Raw genomic sequence first — 6279 nt, forward strand, 5'->3', positions numbered from 1 at the left:
AGGACACCCGTCTTGTTCACATGGCAACACAGCCCTTTTCTCTTGTAGGAGCCCAGCCCTCTGGGCGATGGGGCATTGGACATGCCCGCTCGGCGAGAGGGCTCGCCTCCTACAGTGGGTAAGCCCCAGCCTCGATGACGCACAGGCGCAAGCGCTTTGGGGCGGTATCGCCGTTTGAGGACGAGAAAGAGGACACCCGTCTTGTTCACATGGCGCCACAGCCCTTTTCTCTTGTAGGAGCCCAGCCCTCTGGGCGATGGGGCACTGGACATGCCCGCTCGGCGAGAGGGCTCGCCTCCTACAGTGGGTAAACCCCAGCCTCGGTGACGCACAGGCGCAAGCGCTTTGGGGCGGTATCGCCGTTTCGCTGGAGGCTGGATTCCGGCGCAGGCCGCTAATGGGTCGAGGCAGTACCAAAAAACTCAACCATGCGTGCAAGGGTTGTCTATAGTTCACAAGGTACATTCCAAAAGGACTTTGAATCACATGGCCGATGTTTCCGGCAGCACCCCGCAGGCGAAGTCCTCTCCAACTCCATCCGATAACACCACCAGCCGGGAGTTTGTCCGGGGCCTGCCACGGATGGTCGCCGACCTGGCCGACCGGTGGTACATGATCCGGCAGCGTGGCTGCCGCCATGTGGACCTGGGGGAGATCCGCGCGCTGACCCGGGTGATCGCCGGAGGGCTGGCCGGGACGGCGCTGAAGGAAGCGCTCAACACCGCACGGCGCATTGACGAGCGTGTGGCCCAGCATCTGCAAAGCCCGCTGCCTCCCAACTCCAACGAGCAGGAGACCATTGGCGCCCTGATCCTGCGCCTGCAGGGGACGCTTCCGGACGATCTCGCCGCGTCGGAGGGGCTCCCGGCGGCTCCGGAGCCCGACAGTATGCCGACTCCGGTTCCCGACCGACTGCGGGTCCAGTTGCTCGGGCCGGCCGGCGCGGAACGCGACGAACTGGCACTGCAACTGGTGGCCTGTGGCTTTCGGGTGGACGCCTTCGCCAGCCTGCAGGAGGCGGTGCATGCCGAATCGACAGCGACGCCTCATGCACGCGTCGTCCTGGCGGCGCCGCCGGGCCCGCCAACACCGGATGACGATGCAGCGTTGCCCAATATCCTGATCCTGCAAGCTTCCCAGGGCGGGGAACAGCCAACCACGATCGATGACTGGGACGCGGTCCTGTCGATGCCCACGATTCCCTCCGAGATCGCCGCGACACTGGAGGGCCTGGTCGACTCCAGCCCATGGGATCCGCTGCGGGTCATGCTGGTCACCACCGGGCAGTCGGTCTCCCCGACCCGCGCCCTGCAGGAGGCCCCGGCACTCGACATCCAGCGTCTCTTGCCGGAGGACGATGTGCCGGGCCAAGCCCTGGAGAGCCTGCCCGAGGCCATTGTGATCGACGTGGACATCACGCCCGGCCAGGCCGCGGCCCTGTCCCGCTCCCTTGATCAGGACCCATCGCTGTTCGACATCCCGCGCGTTCTGCTGACGCCACCAGAAGGCCCTGGAGCCGAGCCGGGCCCTCGGCTTGCGCACATATCGCCGGAGGCGGCGCCCGCGCGTGTCCGCTCCGAGGCGCGCCTCTGCCGCCGACGTCGTCGGGCCGGGCGGGCCCCCGCCACCCTGCGCTCCGGCGACCTGGCGCCCCTGCTGGACCACTGGCGAGCGGGGCTGGCCACTCAGCCCGGAATCGTCGCCCTCGCCTGCGTCGAATGGGACGAGGCCTCAAGTCTGATCCGGGAACAGGGAGTGGCCGGTTTCTCGCTGCTTCAGCGTCGCCTGCTGGGGCGAATCGCGTCAGGCCTGGCCGCGGGCGAGCGCATCACCCGATTCAGCGAGAACGCGACCCTCGTGCTGCTGAACCGAGCCGACGCGGAAGCCCTGTCAGGCTGGGGCGATGCCCTTTATGCGAAGGTCCCGGCGCCGCATGGTGCCCCGAGCCACGCGCCGTACCCGGGCCTGAGCATCGGGATCACGGCACTGGCCGACATTCCCGCGGCAGATGCAGTGGACCAGTCTCTGGCGCTTTGTGCGCAGGCCCGCCGGGAGGGCGGAAACCGTATCCAGCTGGACCCGGCGCTGATCACGCCGGAGTGCGGTGCCGCCCAGCAGCAGCACTGGCGCCAGGTGATCACTCGGGCGATTCACGAGCACCGCCTTTTTCTGGTGTATCAGCCGATCGCCAACATCGCCGGCTCCGACAACACGGAGCGCTACGAAGTGCTGCTCCGGATTCGCGATCCGGAAGGCCACACCCAATTACCCGGCCCGTTCGTCAACATGGCCGGACACCTGGACCTCGACCGGGCGCTGGACCGCTGGGTGCTGGCCAACGCAGTGGACATCCTGGGCGCACGACGGCGCACCCATCCGGACTCGGTGTTCTTCGTCAAACTGTCGCGCGGGTCGCTGCGCGACAAGGACCTGGCAGGTTGGCTCGAGCGCATCCTCGCCCAGGCGGCCTTGCCAGCCCGAGCGCTGGTATTGCAGCTGGCGGAGGAAGACATCGTGGCGGACCTGCAGCAGGCCGAACGGGTCATTGGGACACTGCGCGATATCCATGTCGGAGTGGCCGTGGAGCACTTCGGACTCTCCAGCGAACAGCCGGCGCAGCTACTGCGCAGCCTGCAGCCCGACTACGTGAAGGTCGCGCGTCCACTGACCCACGGGCTGCACGATGCCGCCGACAAGCTCGCGCGCCTGGAGCCGCTGCTGAACATCGCCCGGGCCAGCGGCGCACGCACCATGGCGGCCTATGTGGAGGATGTGGACGGCCTGGCCCTGCTGTGGCAGTCGCAAATCGACCTGGTGCAGGGCAACTTCCTGCGTCAGCCGGACGAAGAGCTGCGCTACGACATCGAGTTCTAGCGCACGGTGCGGTGGTGCCTTCAGTCGCAGGAGGGCCCGGGGTCTGCCTTCAGATTGAGCAGACCGCCGCGTTAGCGGAAGAGGTCGCCCATCTTGCGCGCACACCGCCCCAGCCCCTTTTTCTTATTTTTCTTGTAGGAGCCCAGCCCTCTGGGCGATGGTGAGCCGGACACGCCCGATCGGCGAGAGGGCTCGCCTCCTACAGTGGGCAGACCCCGGCCTCGGCGACGAACCGGCGCGGACCCGGGGCAGACCTTGCCTGTTGCCCTGCCCGGCCAACTTTGGCGCAAAGGGGGGCTCTGATTCCGAGGGGCTCTGTTCCGGCCACACGGGGACGAAAACCAGGATCTGACCTTGTGCCTTGGCTCGTCGATCATTGCGGTCGGTCACAAGGGCCACCTACGGTACCGAGCGAACAGCAACCTCTCGGAACGGTCCGGCAGATTGCCGCGGTCTCTGCGAGACCTCGCAATGACGGAATATCGCGGGCATGACGGGGCCGGACCAAGGTAAGGTCAAACGCATGCACGGCGACGCGGTGCCGCATCGCGAAGGTGGCCCGGATGGCGCGAGTCAGGTCCCCGATGCAACGACCTTGAGGGGTCCGTGGTCGTCGCAGTGGTCACCATGGGGGTGATGCAGGTGGCCGTCTACCAGGTAGTCGACGTGGTCCCCGTGCGGAACGGGCTCGTGGCCGCAGCCGGGACCGTGCACGTGATTCGGGTCGTGACCTTGGCACTGATGGTCGGGGGTGCAGTGATCGGGGTTCGTTTCGCTCACCTCGATGACATGCTCGTCAACATGGTCGCCATGCGGATGGTGGAGATGGCCATCATGCAAGTAATCCACGTGTCCGTTGTGCTCCACCGCGGTGTGTCCGCAGCCGGGTCCGTGTTCATGATCGTGATTCGGATGTTCCTGGCAACTCATGACGCTTTCTCCTGCTGGACAACCTGTTGAGCGATCACACCTAACCCGTGTTTTAGGTGACCATGGCGATTTCCTCAACTCGTTGGTTGACCCGACGGCACAGCAAGTTCCGACCGTTGTGCTGATCAATGACAGGGTTGGACCCCGGTAACCGGCCAATACGACCGCGGAGAGCCGGACTCTCTGACGTCACCTCGCCTGTTCCCAAGGGCCGTTTACCGCTGCGCGGTTGCCGATCGACCCGGGACACCAAAAGCATCCTGAGGGAGCCTGCTTGCAGGCGCCTACCGGGCCCAGAATCGTTGAGGCCTATGGCGAGTGATCAGGGGTACACGATCGTTCGGGGCGTCCGCCGCTGCGATCGAAACTGGCAGCGTGTGGTCGGATAGAGACCTTTGTGCCGATGGCGAGCGACCCAGCCCATGACCTCTCCGAATGTGGAACACGACCGAACCGTTGATCCCGCCGAGGTGGAACGCTACCGCGCCCTGGCCGAGATGTGGTGGGAACCGGATGGAAGACTCTGGCCCCTGCACGTACTGAACGGCCTGCGCAGTGACTACATCCGCGACCAACTCTGCCGCTCGCTCGGGCGGGACGCGGAGGCCGAGCGCCCCCTGGACGGCCTGCGCATCCTCGATATTGGCTGTGGCGGCGGGCTGCTGAGCGAGGCCATGGCCCGCCTGGGCGCGAATGTACTGGGCGTGGACGTCGTCGACCGGAACATCGCCGCGGCTCGGCTTCATGCCGCGGAGCAGGGCCTGGATATCGAGTACGAAGTGAACACCGCGGAAGCCCTCGCGGCACGAGGCGAGACCTTCGACGTGATCCTGAACATGGAGGTGGTGGAGCATGTGGCGGACCTGCCCGCGTTCATGGCGAGCGTCAACCGCATGCTGCGCGCCGGCGGCCACACCTTCGTGGCCACGATCAATCGCAATCCGGTCTCGTTCGTGGTGGCGATTGTCGGTGCCGAGTACCTGTTCCGCATCCTGCCCCGGGGCACCCATCAGTGGAAGCGCTTTGTCACACCGCGGGAAACGAGGGCGCTGCTCGCGCGGGACGGCCTGGAGCCCGTGGCGCAGACGGGAGTCAAGGTGAATCCGCTTTCCCGCCGGATGTGGCTGTCGCGCTCCATGAGCGTCAACTACATGCTGTTGGCACGGAAGCCCGAAGCCTGAAAGACGGGTTCGCTGTATGCCGATTCCGCCGATCCCTCATCCGGGTTACACGATCATGAAAGAGGACACCCACTTTTCCATCGGGCCAGTGGTCCCTTAATCCGGCTGATACTCCAGCGACGAGTGATGCAGATTGATGCGCAATGCACCGGCGTCATCGCGCACAAAACCCCAGGTCTTGTCGACGGTTGTAACCTCTCCATCCTGGTCCGTGAAATGCACCTTCCCCATCGTGATCGCGCTCTTGCCATCGATGAAGATTCCGGCATTCTGTGGTTCGCACTCCTTCCAGGCCTCGAGAGCAAACCCGGAGTCGTCAGGAAAAGAGGAATCGCCCCCCACGAAGTACGACAATGCACCTTCCCGGGTCATGCGGAACGTGTCCGGTTTCTGCGCCAGCGTGGGTTTGAAGAGAACCGTGCCCATCTGGTAGGCATATGCTTCGTCGATGATGTCTGCGGCGAGCGCCTTGGCGGCTTCATGCCCGCTTTCCGCATAGGTGGAACTGATATCGACAAGCGCCTCGCACCAAGCGTCCTGAGCCGCCAGGACGTCTTGCTTCAGAATCGATTGATCGACCACCACGACATCTTCCGCAGCCGCCGAGCCGGAGATCAACGAGATCGTTGCGACTAGTGCGAAGCCAAAAGAGTGCTTCATTGTTACCTCCTCTTTACGCGAGATCATCTCTGTCATGCACTGTCCTGGCGGGCGTCACGCGGTTGGTCGCTCGGCCGGGCGATATCCCGAGCAGCGAGCGCCCGTGAGACCCTTGCACAAAAGCATTCGCGAACGGCGCCTGTCTACACTCCGCTCGAACCCGGGCCAGCACCCCCACGACTGAAAGCCCACGCAGTTCCTTGCGGTCCGACCGCGCGAGACATGGACATCGAGCCTGCGAAATAACAGCCAATGGGTCAAGCAGCGAAGAGGACGGGCACAGATGTACTTTTCTGAAGGTGAAGCAAGATAAAGGACACCCATATTGTTCACCCGCCGCCACAGCCGCTTTCTCTCGTAGGAGCCCAGCCCTCTGGGCGATAGGGCGCTGGACATGCCCGATCGGCGAGTGTGCTGGTCTAATTTTCGTGGACACCTCGATCGGTGGAATGATTGGGATCTGATCGAGGAGACGATATGGGACGCAGGAATTTTGATCCGGAGTACAAGCTTCGGGTGGCCCGGATGGTGGTGGATGAGGGCCAGAGTGTGCCGCAAGTGGTGCGGGACACCGGGGTGGGCGAGACGGCCGTTCGGCGCTGGGTCGAGCAACTCAAGGCGGATCGTGCCGGGG

5 protein-coding genes are annotated in these 6279 nt (G+C 64.7%); 4 read left to right on the top strand and 1 reads right to left on the bottom strand.

Features of this window, described 5'->3' with window-relative positions:
- Positions 1-582 precede the first annotated feature (582 nt).
- The 3 genes from F466_RS0109340 to ubiG all read left to right on the top strand — a co-directional run bounded on the left by F466_RS0109340 (position 583) and on the right by ubiG (position 4985).
- Positions 583-2874: an EAL domain-containing protein gene (locus F466_RS0109340; RefSeq protein ID WP_018993971.1), complete on the top strand. Its 2292-nt coding sequence runs from the start codon at positions 583-585 to the stop codon at positions 2872-2874.
- A 606-nt stretch (positions 2875-3480) separates the two neighbouring features.
- Positions 3481-3834: a hypothetical protein gene (locus F466_RS0109345; RefSeq protein WP_026296443.1), complete on the top strand. Its 354-nt coding sequence runs from the start codon at positions 3481-3483 to the stop codon at positions 3832-3834.
- 392 nt (positions 3835-4226) lie between these two features.
- Positions 4227-4985 carry a bifunctional 2-polyprenyl-6-hydroxyphenol methylase/3-demethylubiquinol 3-O-methyltransferase UbiG gene (gene ubiG, locus F466_RS0109350; protein WP_018993973.1) on the top strand — a complete coding sequence of 253 codons (759 nt, stop codon included), beginning with the start codon at positions 4227-4229 and terminating at the stop codon, positions 4983-4985.
- Between the two features lie 96 nt (positions 4986-5081).
- On the opposite strand, the gene F466_RS0109355 is transcribed toward ubiG, so the two are convergent.
- Positions 5082-5681: a hypothetical protein gene (locus tag F466_RS0109355; RefSeq protein ID WP_018649553.1), complete on the bottom strand. Its 600-nt coding sequence runs from the start codon at positions 5679-5681 to the stop codon at positions 5082-5084.
- 441 nt (positions 5682-6122) lie between these two features.
- On the opposite strand from F466_RS0109355, the gene F466_RS13860 reads away from it, so the two are divergent.
- Positions 6123-6279 (top strand): transposase (locus F466_RS13860; protein ID WP_018993974.1); only part of this gene is annotated, 157 nt, incomplete at its 3' end.

The organism is Thioalkalivibrio sp. ALgr1 (genome assembly GCF_000378285.1).
GTDB lineage: Bacteria > Pseudomonadota > Gammaproteobacteria > Ectothiorhodospirales > Ectothiorhodospiraceae > Thioalkalivibrio.

Bases quoted from the DNA above. Each gene is read 5' to 3' on its own strand.
- F466_RS0109340 (WP_018993971.1), top strand. From the start codon at position 583: ATGGTCGCCGACCTGGCCGACCGGTGGTACATGATCCGGCAGCGTGGC.
- ubiG (WP_018993973.1), top strand. From the start codon at position 4,227: ATGACCTCTCCGAATGTGGAACACGACCGAACCGTTGATCCCGCCGAG.
- F466_RS0109355 (WP_018649553.1), bottom strand. From the start codon at position 5,681: ATGACAGAGATGATCTCGCGTAAAGAGGAGGTAACAATGAAGCACTCT.